Source organism: Couchioplanes caeruleus (genome assembly GCF_023499255.1).
Classification (GTDB): Bacteria; Actinomycetota; Actinomycetes; order Mycobacteriales; family Micromonosporaceae; genus Actinoplanes; species Actinoplanes caeruleus_A.
On sequence record NZ_CP092183.1, the window covers coordinates 3,640,404 to 3,657,235 of the forward strand.

Annotated in this window: 11 protein-coding genes; 10 read left to right on the forward strand and 1 reads right to left on the reverse strand. The window is 75.3% G+C overall.

What is annotated here, in order from left to right:
- Positions 1 to 20: 20 nt before the first annotated feature.
- A complete protein-coding gene (locus tag COUCH_RS16875) occupies positions 21 to 1,424 on the reverse strand; it encodes a sensor domain-containing diguanylate cyclase (RefSeq protein ID WP_249613039.1) in 1,404 nt (467 codons plus the stop codon).
- A gap of 195 nt (positions 1,425 to 1,619) precedes the next feature.
- Here COUCH_RS16875 and COUCH_RS16880 point away from each other — a divergent pair, with 195 nt between their 5' ends.
- From COUCH_RS16880 to menC, 10 genes are all read left to right on the forward strand, one after another.
- Positions 1,620 to 3,167 carry an ABC transporter substrate-binding protein gene (locus COUCH_RS16880; protein ID WP_249613040.1) on the forward strand — a complete coding sequence of 516 codons (1,548 nt, stop codon included), beginning with the start codon at positions 1,620 to 1,622 and terminating at the stop codon, positions 3,165 to 3,167.
- 5 nt (positions 3,168 to 3,172) lie between these two features.
- Positions 3,173 to 4,165, forward strand: a complete 993-nt coding sequence (locus COUCH_RS16885) for an ABC transporter permease (protein WP_249613041.1) — start codon at positions 3,173 to 3,175, stop codon at positions 4,163 to 4,165.
- Positions 4,166 to 4,168: 3 nt separating this feature from the next.
- Positions 4,169 to 6,088, forward strand: coding sequence for a dipeptide/oligopeptide/nickel ABC transporter permease/ATP-binding protein (locus COUCH_RS16890; protein WP_249613042.1), 1,920 nt, complete (start codon positions 4,169 to 4,171; stop codon positions 6,086 to 6,088).
- Entirely contained in the window at positions 6,085 to 7,461 is a 1,377-nt protein-coding gene (locus tag COUCH_RS16895) for a serine hydrolase domain-containing protein (RefSeq protein ID WP_249613043.1), read from the forward strand. Before COUCH_RS16890 ends, COUCH_RS16895 begins: the two co-directional genes overlap by 4 nt.
- A 7-nt stretch (positions 7,462 to 7,468) precedes the next feature.
- Entirely contained in the window at positions 7,469 to 8,440 is a 972-nt protein-coding gene (locus tag COUCH_RS16900; protein ID WP_249613044.1) for an ABC transporter ATP-binding protein, read from the forward strand.
- A 112-nt stretch (positions 8,441 to 8,552) separates the two neighbouring features.
- Entirely contained in the window at positions 8,553 to 10,181 is a 1,629-nt protein-coding gene (locus COUCH_RS16905) for a helix-turn-helix domain-containing protein (protein ID WP_249613045.1), read from the forward strand.
- Positions 10,182 to 10,287: 106 nt separating this feature from the next.
- The gene (locus COUCH_RS16910; protein ID WP_249613046.1) at positions 10,288 to 13,623 is read left to right on the forward strand and encodes a serine hydrolase; all 3,336 of its coding nucleotides are present in this window, start codon (positions 10,288 to 10,290) and stop codon (positions 13,621 to 13,623) included.
- A 1-nt stretch (position 13,624) separates the two neighbouring features.
- Positions 13,625 to 14,785, forward strand: a complete 1,161-nt coding sequence (locus tag COUCH_RS16915) for a M20 family metallopeptidase (protein WP_249613047.1) — start codon at positions 13,625 to 13,627, stop codon at positions 14,783 to 14,785.
- Complete coding sequence (locus tag COUCH_RS16920; protein WP_249613048.1) at positions 14,782 to 15,672, forward strand: GNAT family N-acetyltransferase; 891 nt, start codon at positions 14,782 to 14,784, stop codon at positions 15,670 to 15,672. Before COUCH_RS16915 ends, COUCH_RS16920 begins: the two co-directional genes overlap by 4 nt.
- Complete coding sequence (menC, locus tag COUCH_RS16925; protein ID WP_249613049.1) at positions 15,669 to 16,775, forward strand: o-succinylbenzoate synthase; 1,107 nt, start codon at positions 15,669 to 15,671, stop codon at positions 16,773 to 16,775. The genes COUCH_RS16920 and menC overlap by 4 nt, the downstream gene beginning before the upstream one ends.
- The last annotated feature ends 57 nt before the right edge of the window (positions 16,776 to 16,832 follow it).

Below are 16,832 nucleotides of genomic sequence, written 5' to 3' on the forward strand. Positions count from 1 at the left end.
CCGCGGTCCGCGGACGCCGCTCAGGTGCCGGTACCGGCCCCGACCGGCCGGCGGAACACCTCGATGCGGTTGCGGCCGCGGTGCTTGGCCTCGTACATGGCCTGGTCCGCGTCGTGGATGAGCGCCGTCGGGTCGGTCGTGCCGCCGCCGGTCACCGCGACGCCGACCGAGCTGCCGACGCGGACGGTGCGGCCCTGGATCTCGTACGGCTCGCGGATCCGCTCGACGAGGCGCCGGGCGACGCCGACAGCCTCGTGATCGGCGGCGAGGTCCGGGCAGAGCACGAGGAACTCGTCCCCGCCGAAGCGGCACAGCACGTCGCCGCGGCGGGCGTCCTCCCGCAGCCGCCGGGCCACCGCGCGCAGCAGGGCGTCGCCCGCCGCGTGACCGTGCACGTCGTTGATCGGCTTGAAGCCGTCGAGGTCGATGAAGAGCACCGCGAGCCGGCCGCCGTGGCGGCGCTGCTCGGCGAGGGCGCGCCCGACGTGCTCGAGGAACAACGTACGGTTCGGCAGGCCGGTCAGCGCGTCGTGCAGCCGCTCGTGGGCCAGCCGGGCCGACCGGGTCAGCGCGGTGGCACCCAGCGCGACCATGCAGAGCACGGCCAGCGCGAACCCGCCGAAGATCTCCCAGGCCAGCCGGCGGGTGGCCTGGATCGGCGCCAGCAGAACCTTGCGGGGCGCGACGAACACGACCTGCCAGCCGGTGCCGGGGATCGGCGCGGAGCTGTAGTAGTCGCCGTGCGTCACCCCGGAGGGGGCGGTCCGCAGGGCGGCCACCAGCCCGGCGCCGGGCATCGGGGCACCCAGCTCGCCGTCGGCGGAGCCGGCGATGACCAGCCCCTTGGCGTCGATGATGAAGGCGCGCCCGCCGGGGGTGCCCAGCGAGCTCTGCAGGTAGCCCTTGGCGAAGACGTCGAGGGTGCCGAGGGGGACGGCGGCGAGCCACACCCGGGGGCGGCCCGCGGCGGTGAACGGCACGCCGAAGATCAGCCGTTGGGTCTCGCCGTCCTGCACGAGGTCGCCGAAGACCATGGTGGCGCGCTGCTGCGCCCGGGTGCGTACGGGCGTGAGCAGCTTGCGTCCCGCCGCGCTGCGCAACGAGGGCGGACGGGCGCCGAGCACGGTCCCGTCGCCCGCCGTGACGGCGCTGAACGCCATGCTCGGGTCCTTGTCGAGCGCGCTCTGCACCGACCGGGCGTCGCCCGAGAACGTCTGCTGAGCGGTCGACCGGTTCTGCTCGGCGCTGGCCGTGAACGCGTCGCTGGTCAGCTGAGCGGCGACCGCGGCACGGTGGGCGAACTCGCTGCGCAGGCGGTCTCCCGCCGCCCGGTCGGTGACGATCAGATAGCCACCCACCAGGGCGATCAGAGCCAGCGCCAGCACACAGCTGAGCACCAGCACGATGCCGCGGGGAATTCGCACACCCCTCTGTCGGCAGCCGGTCCGGCCGCCTGAGGATTGGCCGCCGGGCATAGAACCCGGCCGATGCGGCGGTGCCGGGTGCCGCTGTCGTCGCCGCGGACAACTGCGTCCTCGCGATGTTGTCGGGCAGGCCAAAGACAACGGGACCGCCCGATCGGCACGCTGGCGGCCAACACGGAGCACGTGGAGGGCGAGATGAAGGCTCTGCGATCGGCGGCGGCGGTGGGCGCGGCGGCGCTCCTGCTCGCCGCCTGCGGCGACGGCGCGGGCGGCACGGGCACCCGCCTGGCCGACGGCAAGACGTTCACGATGGCCCTGGCCAACGACCCCGGCAACCTCGACCCGCACTTCACCTCGCTGTCCGTCACGGGGCAGGTCGATCGTTTCCTGTACGACTCGCTGCTCGGCTTCGCCGCCGACGGCAAGCTGCTGCCCGGGCTGGCGCAGAAGTGGCAGGCGACCACCACCACCGCCACGTTCACCCTGCGCAAGGGCGTGACCTGCGGGGACGGCAGCCCGCTGACCGCGGCGACGGTGGCGGCGAACATCAGCTTCGTGGGCGACGTCAAGAACGGCTCGAGCCGGGTCGGCACGTTCGTCCCGGCCGGCGCGAAGGCCACCGCGGACGAGGCGGCCGGCACCGTCACGGTGACCTCGCCGGCGCCCGACGCGTTCCTCGACCGCAACCTGGGCGGCCTGCCGATCGTCTGCGACAAGGGCATGAAGGACCGCGGCGAGCTCAAGCAGGGCGCCGACGGCACCGGCATGTTCACGCTGACCGAGGCGGTCGCCAACGACCACTACACGCTCACCCGGCGCAAGGACTACGCCTGGGGGCCGGGCGACTGGAAGTCCACCCAGCCGGGCCTGCCCGACAAGGTCGTGCTGCGGATCATCCCGAACGAGGCCACGATGGCGAACCTCGTGCTCTCCGGCGAGGTGAACGCCGCCCGGATCGCCGGGCCCGACGGCCAGCGGCTGCGCGGTGACGGCTTCCAGCGGCGCGACGTGCTCGCCCCGTCCGGCGAGATGCTGTTCAACCAGAAGTCCGGGCTGCTGACCGCGGACCCGGCCGTACGGCGGGCCCTCGTGCAGTCGCTGGACCTGACCCAGCTGCGACAGGTCTTCACCAGCGGTCAGGGCACCGCCCCGACGGGCCTGGTCGCGCCGTCCATGAGCCCGTGCAAGGGCGACTCGGTCACCGGGTCCCTGCCGGGCTTCGACGCCGCCGGTGGCAAGGGTGCGCTGGAGACGGCCCGCAACGGCAAGCCTCTGGCCCTGACGCTGGTGTACCCGACGTCCGGTCTCCCCGGAGCGCCGGCCACTGCCGAGCTGATCCAGCAGCAGTGGACCGCGGCGGGCGTGAAGGTGCAGCTCAAGCCGATCAGCGAGGCACAGGTGGGCCAGATCGTCGGCGGGGAGCTGGCGTGGGACGTTGCGCTGTTCTCGATCACGGTCACGCTGCCCAGCCAGCTGGTGTCGTACGTGTCCGGCCCGACCCCGCCGCAGGGCACCAACTTCGCCTTCATCGACAACAAGGACTACACGGCCGCGGTGGCCGCCGCGCAGAAGCTGCCCGGCGACAGCGGGTGCACGCAGTGGCAGGCGGCCGAGAAGGCGCTGCTGCAGCACCTCGACATCGTGCCGTTCGCGAACTCGAACGTGCCCGTCTACGCCAAGGGGGCCACTGTGGACCTCTCCGAGGGCGATGTGGACCCCGCCTCCATCCGGATGCTCGGCTGAGCGCCGTGACCGCCCTCGCCGCCGGAGCCGGCCGGAGCAGGAGCCTCGGCGACAACGTCTGGGTACGGTTCGCGGTACGCCGCGCCGGGCGGCTGCTGCTGTCGCTGTGGGTGCTCGTCACGGCCGCGTTCCTCATGATCCACGCGCTGCCGGGCGACCCCGTCCGGGCGGCCCTCGGCCCGACGGCGCCGCTGGAGCTGGTGCAGCAGCGGCGTACGGCGATGGGCCTCGACGACCCGCTGTGGCTGCAGTACGCGCACTACCTCGGCAACCTGCTCAGCGGGGACATGGGCATCTCCATGACGACCGGGCTGCCGGTGTCGGAGATCATCGGGGCGCGGATGGGTGCGACCGTCGAGCTGGCGGTCCTCGCCTTCGCCGTCGCCGTGGTCGTCTCCGTACCCCTGGGCACGCTGATGGCCGTCCTGGCCGGTGACGGCCGCCGCCGCGCGGGCGACTGGATGTTCACCTCCACCAGCGTCGTGCTCGCCACCATCCCGGAGTTCCTCGTCGCGGTCGGGCTGGTGTTCGTCTTCGGCGTGCAGCTCGGCTGGGCGCCGGTGGCGGGCCGTACCGGGCCGGGCTCGTACGTGCTGCCGGTGCTCGCGCTCGCCCTCGGGCCGGCGTTCGTGCTGGCCCGCCTGGTGCGGGTGGAGATGCTGGCGGTGCTGCAGACCGACTACATCCGTACGGCCCGGGCGAAGCGGCTGCCGCCCCGGGTGGTGTACCTGTGCCACGCGCTGCCCAACGCCGTGACCGCCGGCCTGACCATGGGCGGCCTCATGCTGGGCGCGCTGGTCGCCGGCACGGTGCTGGTGGAGAACGTGTTCGCCTGGCCCGGCCTGGGCGGCACGATCGTGAGTTCGATCCTGGCCAAGGACTACCCGACCGTGCAGGGCGTCGTGCTCGTGTACGGCGTCGGCGTCCTGCTCGTGAACCTGGCGGTGGACGTGGCGCTCGCGCTGCTCGACCCCCGCTCGGCGATCCGGGAGAGCTGAGCGGTGACAGGGAGCAGCCGCCGCTGGGGCCGTGCCGTACGCGGCCCGCTGGGCGTGACCGCCGCCGTGCTGCTGCTCGCGGTGCTGCTGCTGGCCGTCGCCGCGCCGATGGTGTGGCAGGCCCGTGCCGACGCCGTGCACCCGGCGGAGATCCTGCAGGGGCCGTCCGGTGGCCACCCGGCCGGCACGGACCTGCTCGGCCGCGACATCCTGGCCCGGGTGCTGGTCGCCACCCGGCTGTCGGTGGAGCTGGCGCTGGCGGCCACCGGGCTGGGCGTGCTCGTCGGCCTGTTGCTGGGCACCGCGCCGCTGCTGCTCGGCCGCCGCGCCGGCCGGTGGGTCGGCGCGCTGGTCAACGTCGCGGTCGCGTTCCCCGGCCTGCTGCTGGCGCTGTTCTTCGCCGTCGTCTTCGGGGTGGGCGCGAAGGGCGCGGTGCTGGCGATCGGGCTGGCCACCGCGCCCGCGTTCGCCCGGCTCACCCAGACCATGGCGGCCACCGTCGCCGGCCGCGACTTCATCGCCGCCGCCCGCATCGCCGGAGCCGGCCGGCTGCGCATCCTGCTGCGCCACGTGCTGCCGAACATCGCCGAGCCGCTGGTCGTCGCGGCGACGATGGCCGCCGGCAGCGCCCTGCTCGCCTTCGCGGGCCTGTCCTTCCTGGGCCTGGGCGTGCAGGCGCCCGGCTACGACTGGGGCCGGCTGCTCGGCGAGGGCCTGGCGCAGATCTACATCCATCCGGCGGGGGCGCTGGCCCCGGCGGTCGCCGTCGTCCTCGCGGCCATGGCGTTCAACCTCACCGGGGAGGTCGTGGCCCGGGCCATCGGCCTGCGCTCGGCGGAGAGCGGCATCCCGGCCGGCCCGGTGCCCGCGCCGCCGCCGCGGGCGGCCGCCGCCGTCGCGCAGGCCGCGCCGCTGCTGGCGGTGGAGAACCTGCGGGTCACGTTCCCGTCCCGGGACGGGCAGATCAGCCCGGTCCGCGAGGTCAGCGTCCGGCTGTGCCCCGGCGAGGCGGTCGGCATCGTGGGGGAGTCCGGCTCCGGCAAGAGCCTGACCGCGCTGGCGATCGCGCAGCTCGTCGCCGCGCCCGGGCGGGTGGACGCCGACCGGCTCGAGTTCCTCGGCGCCGACCTGCGCGGCGCCGGTGCCGCGGCGCACCGGCGGCTGCTCGGCACCTCCCTGGCCATGGTGTTCCAGGACCCGATGACCTCGCTCAACCCGACCCACCGGGTGGGCCACCAGCTCGCCGAGGTGGTGCGCCGGCATCAGGGCGCGGACCGGCGGTCGGCCTGGGCCCGCGCCGTCGACCGGCTGCACGCCGTCCGGATCCCCGCCGCCGCGCGGCGCGCCCGGCAGCTGCCGCACGAGTTCTCCGGCGGCATGCGCCAGCGCGCCATGATCGGCATGGGCCTGATGGCCAGCCCGGCGCTGATCATCGCCGACGAGCCCACCACCGCCCTGGACGTCACGGTGCAGCGCGAGGTGCTGCGGCTGCTCGAGAACATCCGTACGGCCGACGCGGTGGGGCTGCTGTTCATCAGCCACGACGTCACGGTCGTCGCCCAGGTCTGCGAGCGGGTGCTGGTCATGTACGCCGGCCGCATCGTCGAGGACCTGCCCTCCGGCGCGCTGCTGCGGGACGCGCGGCACCCGTATACGAGGGCCCTGGTGGCGGCCGTGCCCGGCATGGAGACCGACCGCGACCGGCCGCTCGCGGTGATCCCGGGCCGGCCGCCGGACCCGGCCCGGCTGCCGTCCGGGTGCGCGTTCTCGCCGCGCTGCCCGCTGGCCACCGATGTCTGCCGGGAACAGGATCCGCCGCTGGCCGCGTACGACGGGGACCGCCGGGTCGCCTGTCACCACGCCGATCTGGCGCCCGTGGCCGTGGCGCCGCACCGGACCGCTGCAGGAAGGGACGAGTCATGAGCGTGGACACCGATCACTGGGGGCGGCGGCTGGCCGCTCTCGCCGAGGAGCACGGCGTGCCGGGCGCGACGCTGGGCATCCTGCGGACCGGCCCGGACGGCGACGAGCTGGCCGAGGCCGCGTACGGGGTGCTGAACCTGCGCACCGGCGTGGACGTCACCACCGACTCGGTGTTCCAGATCGGCTCGATCAGCAAGGTGTGGACCGCGACGCTGGTGCTGCAGCTCGTCGACGAGCGACGCCTCGACCTGGACGCGCCGCTGCTGGAGGTGATGCCGGAGCTGCGGGTGGGCGACCCCGAGGTGACCAAGCGCCTGACGATGCGGCACCTGCTGGTGCACACCAGCGGCATCGACGGCGACATCCTCACCGACACCGGCCGCGGCGACGACTGCCTCGAGAGGTACGCCGCGCTGCTCGCCGACGCCGCCCAGAACCATCCGCTCGGCGCCACGTGGTCGTACTGCAACTCCGGCTACTCGCTGGCCGGGCGGGTCGTCGAGAAGCTCACCGGCGGCACGTGGGACGCGGCCCTGCGGGAGCGGCTCATCACCCCGCTGGGCCTGACACACACCGGCACGCTGCCCGAGGAGGCGCTGCTGTTCCGCGCCGCCGTGGGCCACCTGACCGAGGACGGCACGACCGTACCGGCGCCGGTCTGGGGCATCCCGCGCTCCGCCGGACCGGCCGGGGCGATCATCGCGACCGCCGCCGACCTGCTGGGCTTCGCCCGCATGCACCTGAACCAGGGCCGGGCGCCGGACGGCACCCAGGTGCTCAGCGCCGCTTCCACCGCCGCGATGGCCGAGTTCCACGCCGACCTGCCGGACAAGTACACCCTCGGCGACTCCTGGGGGCTGGGCTGGGAACGCATGGGCTGGGGCCGGCACCGGCTCATCGGCCACGACGGCAACACCATCGGCCAGGCGGCCTTCCTGCGGCTCCTGCCCGGGCAGGGCCTGGCGGTCGCGCTGCTCACCAACGGCGGCAACAGCCGCAAGCTGTACGAGGAGCTGTACCGCGAGATCTTCGACGAGCTCGCCGGGGCGAAACTGCCGCAGCCGCTCGGCCCGCCGGACGAGCCGGTCGAGGTGGACCCGGCGCCGTACGTGGGCGTGTACGAACGCGCCAGCATCCGTCAGGAGGTCCTCGCCGGTGAGAACGGGCCGGTGATGCGGGTGGGCCTGACCGGGCCGCTCGCCGAGGTGCTGCAGGACCAGGACGCCGACTACCCGATGGTGGCGGTGGCGCCCGGCCTGTTCGTCTGCCAGGACCCGGAGACCGGCAACTGGGTCCCCGCGACCTTCTACCAGCTGCCCAGCGGCGAACGGTACGTGCACTTCGGTGCCCGGGCCACGCCGCGCCGGGCGTGAGGCGGCCATGCGGGAGCTGCGTTTCGAGCAGGTGAGCATCCGGTTCGGGTCACGCCGCCGGGGCACCGTCGCGGTCGACGCCGTGGACCTCGTCGTCCCCGCCGGCGCGGTCGTGGGGCTGGTCGGTGAGTCCGGGTCGGGCAAGTCGACGCTGGCCCGGGCGGCCGTGGGGCTGGCACCGCTGAGCGGCGGCCGGATCCTGCTCGACGGCCGGCCGGTACGCGACGTCTCCCGCGAGGCCGGCCGCCCGCCGCTGCAGATGGTCTTCCAGGACCCGTACTCCGCACTCGATCCGCGGATGAGCATCGGCGACTCGATCGCCGAGGCGATCCCGCGGCACCCGGCACCGGCCTCGGCGCAGCGTCGCGCCGAGGCCGGCCGGCTGCTCGAGCTGGTCGGGCTGCCCGCCGACCGGGCCGGCGTACGCCCCGACGAGCTCTCCGGCGGCCAGCGGCAGCGGGTGGCGCTGGCCCGCGCGCTGGCCGGGCGGCCCGAGGTGATCGTCGCCGACGAGATCACCTCGGCGCTGGACGTCTCCATCCAGGGCGCGGTGCTCAACGTCGTCCGCGACCTGCAGCGGCAGATGCGCCTGACCATGCTGTTCATCTCGCACAACCTGGCCGTGGTGCGCTACGTCAGCGACATCGTCGCGGTCATGTACCTCGGCCGCATCGTCGAGTACGGGCCCGTCGCCGACGTGCTGGGCGATCCGCAGCACCCGTACACGCGGGAGCTGCTCGCCGCCGTCCCGCGCGCCGGCGTCGCGGTGCCCGAGCCGCCGCGGCCGGTCGCCGACGCCGCCCCGCCGGACCCGCACCAGCCGCCCGCCGGCTGCCGGTTCCACCCGCGTTGCCCCGTCGGCCCCCTGGTGCTGCCCGAGCGGGACGTGTGCCGAACCGCCGACCCGGCCGGCGCCGGCCGCCGCAACCTCGCCGCCTGCCATTTCGCCGCCCCGGCCGCGGTCGCCGCCGTCGGCTGAGCCCGGCCCGGTCTCAAGGGACCGTTGCCCGGGCGGCCGGGGACGGACGATCATCGAGCTCCGGTCGCGTACCGCAGGAGGGCCAGGAGGGCATGACCAGGAGAGGGAGCCGATGAGTCAGCAGCCGCGTGCCAGCCTCGGCCGTGTCCTGGACGACCTGGGCGCCACCCTGCTCGAGCTCGTGCACGGCGATCCGGGGACCGGCGACCCGATCGGCGGTGTCGCCATTCACGACCCGTACGACGAGCCCAGCCTGCCCCCGCACGCGCTGGTGCTGGGCGTGGGGCTGCGCGAGCCGGCGGAGATCACCGCGCTGTTGCGCACGCTGGGGCGGCACGGCGCCGCCGGGCTGGTGCTGCGGGCGCCCGTCCCGGCCGCGGACGAGCTGCGGGCCGCGGCCCGCGACGCCGGTGTGGCGGTGCTGGCGCTCACCCGCGGCGCGTCCTGGGCGCAGCTCGCGGCGCTGCTGCGGTCCATGCTCAGCCAGGGCGACGTCGGCGACGCCGGCCCCGAGACGCTCGGCGGGATGCCCTCCGGCGACCTGTTCGCCCTCGCCAACGCCGTCGCCGCGCTCGTCGACGCGCCGGTGACGATCGAGGACCCCGACTCGCGCGTGCTGGCCTTCTCCGGGCGCCAGGAGGAGGCGGACAAGTCCCGGGTGGAGACGATCCTGGGCCGGCAGGTGCCCGAGCGGTACGCGCGGATGCTGTCGCGTACCGGCGTGACCCGGGACCTGCACCGCAGCGAGCAGCCGGTGTTCGTGACGCCGCCGCCGGATGCGGGCGACTTCTCGGTGCCCCGGGTGGCGGTGGCGGTCCGCGCCGGCGACGAGTTCCTCGGCTCGATCTGGGCCGCGGTCCGCAGGCCGCTGACCCCGGACCGGTCGCGGGCGTTCAGCGACGCCGCCAACCTGGTCGCGCTGCACATGCTGCGGCTGCGGGCGGGCGCCGACGTCGAGCGGCGGCTGCGGACCGAGCTGGTCGGCACGGCGCTCGAGGGCGGCGCCGGCGCGCGCGACTCCCTGGCCCGCCTCGGCCTGGCCGACCGGCCGCTGGTGATCCTCGCGGTCGGGATGACGGACCCGTCCGGCGCCGGCGCCGCCGACACCTCCGGGCTCGCGGCCCAGCGGCAGCGGATGAGCGACGCGCTGGCGATGCACCTGAGCGCGGTGCACGCCGGCAGCGCGGTGGCCCTGCTGGGCGACATCACGTACGGTCTGCTGCCGGTCACCGCCGGCGACGGCGAGCGGCAGGCGGAACGGGCGGCCACCGGCTTCCTGGACCGCATCGGGGAGCGGGCCTGCCTCGTGGCCGGGGTGAGCCCGGTGGCGTCCTCGGTGGCGGAGCTGCCCACCGCGCGGGCCGGCGCCGACCGGGCGTTGCGGGTGCTGCGCGGCCACCCCGGCACCCGCCGCGTGGCCCGCCTGACCGACGTGCACACCGAGGCCATGCTGCTGGAGCTGCGCGACGCCGTCGCGGCCCGCGGGGACACGCCCAGCGGACCGGTGGCGCGGCTGCTGGCGTACGACGCGGAGCACAACGCCCGGCTGGTCGAGACCCTCGCCGCGTGGCTCGACGCGTTCGGCGACGTGGTGGCGGCCGCGGCGGTGCTGCACGTGCACCCCAACACGTTCCGCTACCGGCTGCGCCGCCTCGCCGAGCTGGGCGCCGTCGACCTGGCCGACCCGGACGCCCGGTTCGGCGCGATGCTGCAACTGCGGGTGTTCACGCCGCTGGCGTAACCGACGAGAGCGGCCCCCGCTTCTCGTCGCCGCGCACCAAGACACCGCACCACGGCACCGGGCAGGCTTCGCGCAAGGAAGCCGACGACCCTTGGAGGAGGGTGCCGTGCCGCGTCGCCAGCGCATCGAGGATCTCCTGGCCCTGACCGTGCCCGCGCAGCCGGCGCTGTCCCACGACGGCCGGGTCGCGTACGTGCGGTGCACCGCCGACGCCGACGCCGATCGCGTCCGGTACGAGCTCTGGTGCGCCGGGGACGGCAGCGACCCGCGCCGGCTCACCCGCGGCCCGGCCGACACCGCGCCGGCGTGGTCACCGGACGGCAGCCGGCTCGCCTTCCTGCGCGCGGGCGACGGCCCCGCGCAGGTGTGGCTGCTGCCGGCCGCCGGCGGTGAGCCGGAGCGGCTCACCGACCTGCCGCTCGGTGCGGGCCGGCCGGTGTGGAGCCCTGACGGCACCCGGATCGCCTTCGCGGCGGCCGTGGACATCACCGCCGCCCCGGGCGAGGACGCCGGCGCGGCCGGGCGCCGCCGCACGCACGCCCCCGTGGTGATCGACCGGCTCGACTACCAGGCCGACGGCACCGGCCTGCTGCGCGGCATGCGCAAGCACCTCTTCCTCGTCGACGTCACGACCGGCCGGTGCCGGCAGCTGACCGACGGCGACTGGCACGCCGGCGACCCCGCCTGGTCGCCGGACTCCACCCGGCTCGCGTTCACCGCCGCCACCGCGCCCGACGCCGACCTGGTCGCGCGGGCACCCGTGCACGTGCTCGAGGTGGACGACCGGCACGCCCGGCCGCGCGTGGCAGGGCTGCGGGACGGCTTCGGCAGCACCGTGACCTGGACGCCGGACGGACAGGCGCTGATCGTCGTCGGGATGACCGGTGACCCGGTCGGGCACGCCCGGCTGCTGCGCGTACCGCTCGACGGGGGCGAGGTGCGCGACCTGGCCGCGGGGCTCGATCGCAACGTGATGCCGGGCGCACCCGGTTACCCGGGCGGGACGCCACAGTTCACCGCCGACGGCGCGACGCTGCTGTTCTGCGTACGCGACCGCGGCTGCACCCACGTGTACGCCGTCGACGCGGCCGGCGGCGACCCGCGCCCGGTGGTGGCGGGGGCCGGCCGCGTCGTGTCCGGGTTGTCCGTGGCCGGTGCGCAAGCCGCCGTGGTGCTCGCGACCCCCGCCTCGTACGGCGACGTGGTGACGGTCGACGTGGCCGGCGGCGGGGAAACGGTGCTGACCGGCGGTGGCGACACCGATGTGGAGCTGTTCCCGCGCGAGGAACGCGAGTTCACCATCGCCGACGGCACGGTCGTGCACGGCTGGCTGATCCGCGACCCCGAGGCGCAGGGCCCGGGCCCGCTGCTGCTGGACATCCACGGCGGCCCGCACAACGCGTGGAACGGCGCCGCCGACGACGTGCACCTCTACCACCAGGAGCTCGTCGCCGACGGCTGGGCGGTGCTGCTGCTCAACCCGCGGGCCAGCGACGGCTACGGCGAGCGGTTCTTCACCGCCACCCAGGGCGCCTGGGGCGAGGCCGACGCCGCCGACTTCCTCGAGCCGATCGACGACCTGGTCGCCGAGGGCGTCGCCGACCCGCAGCGGCTGGCGGTGACCGGCTACAGCTACGGCGGCTACATGACCTGCTACCTGACCGCGCACGACGAGCGGTTCGCCGCCGCGGTGGCCGGGGGCGTGGTCAGCGACCTCGCCAGCATGGCCGGCACGTCCGACGACGGGGCGTTCCTGGCGGCGTACGAGCTGGGCGGCCCACCCTGGCAGCACCCGGACCGGTACGCCGCCATGTCGCCGATGACCTGGGTCGGCGAGGTCGCGACGCCGACGCTGATCCTGCACGGCGAGGCCGACGTGCGCTGCCCGGCCGGGCAGGCCCAGCAGTGGTACACCGCGCTGCGCGAACGCCGGATCCCGGCCGAGCTGGTGCTCTACCCCGGCGCGTCGCACCTGGTCATCGTGGACGGACCGCCGTCGCAGCGCCTCGACTACAACCGCCGCGTCGCCGAGTGGGTACGCCGCCACACCGGGCACCGCCCGCCCCCGCTCGACGCCGCCCACTGGCAGCGCCGGCTGGCCGCGCTCGCCGAGCGGCACCGGGTGCCCGGGGCCGTGCTCGGCGTGCTGCGGCTGCGAGCGGGCGGCGAGGACGAGCTGGTCGAGGCCGCGTACGGGGTCGTCAACGCCGACTCGGGCGTCGCGACCACCACCGACTCGGTGTTCCAGATCGGCTCGATCAGCAAGGTGTGGACGGCGACGCTGGCCCTGCAGCTCGTCGACGACGGCAAGCTCGAGCTCGACGCGCCGATCGTGGACGTGCTCCCGGAGCTGCGGCTGTCCGACCCGGGCGTCGCGGCGAAGGTGACGATGCGGCACCTGCTCACCCACACCAGCGGCATCGACGGCGACGTCTTCACCGACACCGGCCGCGGCGACGACTGCGTCGAGAAGTACGTGGCCGGGCTCGCCGACGTCGCGCAGAACCACCCGCTGGGCGCCACCTGGTCGTACTGCAACTCCGGGTACGTGCTGGCCGGGCGGGTCATCGAGAAGCTCACCGGCGGCACGTGGGACGAGGCCGTCCGCAGGCGGCTGAGCGAGCCGCTCGGGCTGCGGCGTACCGGGACGCTGCCGGAGGAGGCGCTGCTGCACCGTACGGCCGCCGGGCACAGCTCGGGGCCGGACGGTCCGGTCCGGACCCCGGTGTGGATGCTGCCGCGCTCGATGGGGCCGGCCGGGCTGATCAACGCGACCGCGGCCGACCTGCTGCGCTTCGCCCGCCTGCACCTCAGCGGCGGCCTGGCGCCCGACGGCACCCGGCTGCTCAGCGAGGCCGCCGCCGCGGAGATGGCCACCGAGCAGGTCGAGCTGCCGGACAAGGACGTGCTCGGCGACTCGTGGGGGCTGGGCTGGATCCGGTTCGGCTGGGACGGCCGGCGGCTGGTCGGCCACGACGGCAACACCATCGGCCAGGCGGCGTTCCTGCGGCTGCTGCCCGAGCAGGGGCTGGCGATCGCGCTGCTGACCAACATCGACGACGGCCGCGGCCTCTACCAGGACCTGTACTCGGAGATCCTGGCCGAGGTGGCCGGGGTCCGGATGCCCGAGCCGTTCGCGCCGCCGGCGGAGCCCGTGGACGCGAACCTGCCCGAGCACCTGGGCACGTACGAGCGGGCCGGCTCCCGCATCGAGGTGCTCGACGGCGCCGACGGCCCCCGGCTGCGGATGACGGTCACCGGGCCGCTGGCCGAGCTCACCCCGGACCCGGTCCAGGAGCTGGACCTGGTGCCGGTCTCGGCCGGCCGATTCGCCGTACGCCTGCCCGAGAGCGGCACGTGGATCCCGGTGACCTTCTACCGCCTGCCCACCGGGGAGCGCTACGTGCACCTCGGCGTCCGCGCGACCCCCAAGGTGGCCTGAGATGACGGTGCTGGACCGGCTCACCCGGCGGTTGCCGGAGATGCTCGCCGACATCGAGCGGCTGGTGACCTGCGAGTCGCCGTCGCACGACGTGGTCGCGGTGGCCCGCAGCGCCGACGTGGTCGCCGGGACGGGCGCCCGGCTGCTGGGCGCCGAGCCCGAGCGCATCGTGCTGCAGGGGCGTACGCATCTGCGCTGGCGCTTCGGCGACGGCCCGCCGCGGGTGCTGATCTCCGGGCACCACGACACGGTCTGGCCGGTCGGCTCGCTGCGGACCCGCCCGTTCACGGTCACCGGCGGCGTCCTGCGCGGCCCCGGCTGCTTCGACATGAAGGCGGGCGTGGTGCAGGCGTTGCACGCCGTCGCGCAGCTGCCGGACCGCGCCGGCGTGACCGTGCTGATCACCGGCGACGAGGAGCTCGGGGCGCCGAGCTCCCGGGAGCTGATCGAGTCGGCGGCGACCGGGTGCGCGGCGGCGCTGGTGCTGGAGGCGTCGGCCGACGGTGGCGCGCTGAAGACCGAACGCAAGGGCGTGTCGATGTACCAGCTGCGGGTGCGGGGCCGCGCCGCCCACGCCGGGCTGGAACCCCATCGCGGCGTGAACGCCTCGGTGGAGCTGGCGCACCAGATCCTCGCGATCCAGGCGCTGGCCGACCCGAGCCGCGGCACCACGGTCGTGCCCACCGCGCTGGCCGCCGGCACCACCATCAACACGGTTCCGGCCGAGGGCGAGACCGCCGTCGACGTCCGGGTCGCCGACCGCGACGAGCAGCAGCGGGTGGACCGGGCGATGCGGGCGCTGGTCGCGGTGCTGCCCGGCGCCCGCCTCCAGCTGGACGGCGGGCCGAACCGTCCACCGCTGGAAGCGACCGCGTCCGCGGCACTGTACGAGCGTGCCGTCGCGGTGGCGCGCCGCCTGGGCATCCCGGCGCCGGCCAGGGCCGCTGTGGGCGGGGCCTCCGACGGCAACCTCACCGCCGGGGTCGGCACGCCCACCCTCGACGGGCTCGGCGCGGTCGGCGGCGGCGCGCACGCCGACAGCGAGCACGTCGTGGTGGCTGAGCTGCCGCGGCGGGCCGCGCTGGTCGCCGCGCTGACGGCCGACCTGCTCGCCGGTGAGCGTACGGTGCTGTCCGCGTACCCGGATGCGGTGTCGTCGTGAGCGACCACACCGGCGTGCTGGCCCGGCCCGGTGAGGCGGAGGCGGCAGCGGACGCAGCCGCCGGCGCCGCGGGTGTGCGGGTCCGTGTGCTGACCGAGCTGAGCGAGCTGCGGCAGGTGGACCGGCTGTTCTCGGCCATCTGGCGGCCCGATCCGGCGACCCCGCTGGTCACCCCGGAGCTGCTGCGCGCGCTGAGCAAGGCCGGCAGCTACGTCGCCGGCGCGTTCGACGACTCCGGCATGGTGGGCGCCTGCGTCGGCTTCTTCGCCCCGCCCGCCCAGCGGGAACTGCACAGCCACATCGCCGGGGTCGCCCCCGCCGCGATGGGCCGCAGCGTCGGCCGGGCGCTGAAGCTGCACCAGCGCGCGTGGGCGCTCGGCCACGGCGTCGACACCGTCACCTGGACGTTCGACCCGCTGGTCAGCCGCAACGCGTACTTCAACCTGGTCAAGCTCGGCGGTGTACCGGTGCAGTACCTGACCGACTTCTACGGGGGCATGCAGGACGGCGTGAACGGCGGCGACGACACCGACCGGCTGCTGGTGCGCTGGGAGCTGGCCGCGCCCCGGGTACGGCAGGCCGGCGCGGGGGTCGTACCACGGTGGAGCGTCGCCGACCTGACCTGCTCGGGCGCCGTGATCGGCCTGGACCGCTCCCCGGACGGGGAACCGGTGCCGGGGCGGCCCGACGGCGACACCGTGCTGGTGGCCGTACCGCCGGACGTCGAGGCGCTGCGGCGTACCGACGCGGCGCGGGCCCGGCGCTGGCGGCTGGCGGTACGGGAGACGCTGGGGACGCTGCTGGCCGAGGGGGCCACGGTGCAGGGATTCGACCGAGCGGGGTGGTACGTCGTCACCCGCCCCGCCCGCGACGGGGGGACCTCGTGAAGCTGACCGGTTTCGAGCTGCGCCGCGTACGGATGCCCCTGGTGGCGCCGTTCCGCACCTCCTTCGGCACCCAGACCGGCCGCGAGGTGCTGCTGGTCCGCGCCGTCGCGGAGGACGCCGAGGGCTGGGGCGAGTGCGTGGCGATGGCCGACCCGCTCTACTCCAGCGAGTACACCGAGGCGGTCGCGGACGTGCTGCGCCGCTTCCTCGTCCCGGCGCTGGCCGCGGACCCGCCCGCCGACGCCGCCGCGGTGGCCCCGGCCCTGCACCGCTTCAAGGGCCACCGGATGGCCAAGGCGGCGCTGGAGACCGCGATCCTGGACGCGGAGCTGCGCGCCGCCGGCCGCCCGCTGTCACGGGAGCTGGGCGCGGTACGCGACCGCGTGCCCTGCGGGGTGTCCGTCGGCATCATGGACTCGATCGGTGAGCTGCTCGACGCCGTGGACGGCTACCTGGCCGAGGGCTACCTGCGGATCAAGCTGAAGATCCAGCCCGGCTGGGACGTGGCGCCGGTCCGCGCCGTCCGCGAGCGCTTCGGCGGCGACGTGCTGCTGCAGGTCGACGCGAACACGGCGTACACCCGGGCGGACGCCCCGCTGCTGGCCGCGCTCGACCCGTTCGACCTGCTGCTCATCGAACAGCCGCTGGACGAGGAGGACATCGTCGGGCACGCCGATCTGGCTTCGCGGGTACGGACGCCGATCTGCCTCGACGAGTCGATCACCTCGGCCCGCGCGGCGGCCGACGCCATCCGGCTCGGCGCCTGCGGCATCGTCAACGTCAAGCCCGGCCGGGTGGGTGGCTACCTGGAGTCGCGGCGCATCCACGACGTCTGCGCGGCGCACGGCGTACCGGTCTGGTGCGGCGGGATGCTGGAGACCGGCCTGGGCCGCGCGGCCAACGTGGCGCTCGCCGCGCTGCCGGGCTTCACCCTGCCCGGCGACACGTCCGCGTCCGGCCGCTACTTCCGCACCGACCTGACCGAGCCGTTCGTGCTGGACGGGGGACACCTCGCGGTGCCGTCCGGGCCGGGGCTGGGCGTGGAGCCGCTGCCGGAGATCCTCGCGGAGGTCACCACGGGCATCGAGTGGCTGCCGCTGTAGAACTCGTACGCGGCCGCGTTCTTGTTTCGGCTCCGGGGCCCGCCGCAGCATGGGCGA

Coding starts and splice junctions, on each gene's coding strand:
- COUCH_RS16880 (WP_249613040.1), top strand. CDS start 1,620: ATGAAGGCTCTGCGATCGGCGGCGGCGGTGGGCGCGGCGGCGCTCCTG.
- COUCH_RS16895 (WP_249613043.1), top strand. CDS start 6,085: ATGAGCGTGGACACCGATCACTGGGGGCGGCGGCTGGCCGCTCTCGCC.
- COUCH_RS16900 (WP_249613044.1), top strand. CDS start 7,469: ATGCGGGAGCTGCGTTTCGAGCAGGTGAGCATCCGGTTCGGGTCACGC.
- COUCH_RS16905 (WP_249613045.1), top strand. CDS start 8,553: ATGAGTCAGCAGCCGCGTGCCAGCCTCGGCCGTGTCCTGGACGACCTG.
- COUCH_RS16915 (WP_249613047.1), top strand. CDS start 13,625: ATGACGGTGCTGGACCGGCTCACCCGGCGGTTGCCGGAGATGCTCGCC.